Source organism: Pseudomonas sp. 44 R 15, assembly GCF_900004965.1.
GTDB classification, from domain to species: domain Bacteria; phylum Pseudomonadota; class Gammaproteobacteria; order Pseudomonadales; family Pseudomonadaceae; genus Aquipseudomonas; species Aquipseudomonas orientalis_A.
On record NZ_CVTU01000045.1, the window covers coordinates 1 to 1,394 of the forward strand.

Annotated in this window: 1 protein-coding gene; it reads left to right on the forward strand. The window is 51.6% G+C overall.

Annotation, left to right across the window (positions count from 1 at the left end; translation table 11 throughout):
• The first annotated feature begins 63 nt into the window (after positions 1–63).
• A protein-coding gene (locus BFP93_RS05105) for an IS3 family transposase (protein ID WP_122582746.1) occupies positions 64–1,211 on the forward strand; the annotation gives its coding sequence in 2 pieces (ribosomal slippage) (positions 64–319 and positions 319–1,211; 1,149 coding nt in all).
• Positions 1,212–1,394: the final 183 nt, after the last annotated feature.

Below are 1,394 nucleotides of genomic sequence, written 5' to 3' on the forward strand. Positions count from 1 at the left end.
TGAGCTGGTCTAATAGTCCCGGACACCTCAATAGGTGAAACTACACCTATTGAGGAGTATTCCATGACCAAGAAGTACAGAAAATTCGACGCCGCTTTCAAGCTAAGAGTCTGCAAGATGATTGTTGACCAAGGCCTGAGCGTGAACTCCGTTTGTACCGATTTAGACTTGAGTGACACTGCCGTGCGCCGCTGGGTCCAGCAGTACCAAGCCGAGCAGTTAGGTGGTACAGGGATTGGTAAACCGTTAACCAGCGAGCAACAGCGTATTCGTCAGCTTGAGCAGCAGATCCGCGAGCTGAAGACTGACAACGATATATTAAAAAAAGCTACGGCCTTCTTTGCCCGCGAATTGAAGTGATCCACCAATTGGTTCACCAAATGCAATGCAAGGCCTACCCGGTAATACGTATCTGCCGGGTTTTGCGGATCAGCCGTTCGGGGTTCTATGAAGCTCGTCAGCGGTCTTTTAAGCCAAAAGCTGTCTGTCCGGTTGCAGCTCAGGTCAAAGCTACGTTCATGACCAATGAGCACTGTTATGGCAGTCGTCGGGTGATGAAAGCACTGCGTAGCGATGGCGTATCCATTGGGCGGCACAAGGTCCGTCGGCTGATGAAACAACAGGATTTACGCCCGATCTGGAAGCGCAAGTTCGTTCATACCACCAACAGTAATCATAATTTCCCGGTAGCTGAGAACCTGCTCAACCGCCAGTTTAACCCCGAGCAGATCAACCAATCATGGGTTGCTGACATCACTTATATTCGCACTCGAAGCGGCTGGCTGTACTTGGCGGCTGTCATGGATTTGTATTCACGCAAGATCGTAGGCTGGTCCATGGCTCCGCATATGCGCGCAGAGTTGGTGTGCAGTGCTATGCAACTAGCCATCACACAGAGGCAGCCTAAACCGGGTCTGATCGCGCACTCAGATCGGGGCAGCCAGTATGCAGGCGCTACTTACCAAGCCATGCTGACACGACATGGCTTGCGCTGCAGCATGAGCCGCAAGGGCAACTGCTGGGACAACGCAGTCATGGAACGTTTCTTCTTGAACCTGAAGATGGAGCGTGTTTGGAGGAAGGACTATGCCAATCATGATGAAGCAATCAGGGACGTCACGGATTACATTGTGCGGTTCTACAATGAACGACGAATGCATTCATCGTTAGACTATTTGCCGCCCAATCAGTACGAGCGGCAAACAGCCTGAAAACACCGATTGAGGTGTCCGGAAAAAGTTGACCACCTCATACATCAGCAACAAAAGTTGCCTGACGTACCCACACAACTCTGTAGCCCACCGTAACCACGATGCGAAGCGAGTCGCTCTTGATCTGCTTTTGATCTTGATCTCAGGCGCCCCGTTAAACCACGCTGGCCGAACGCAGGCTTG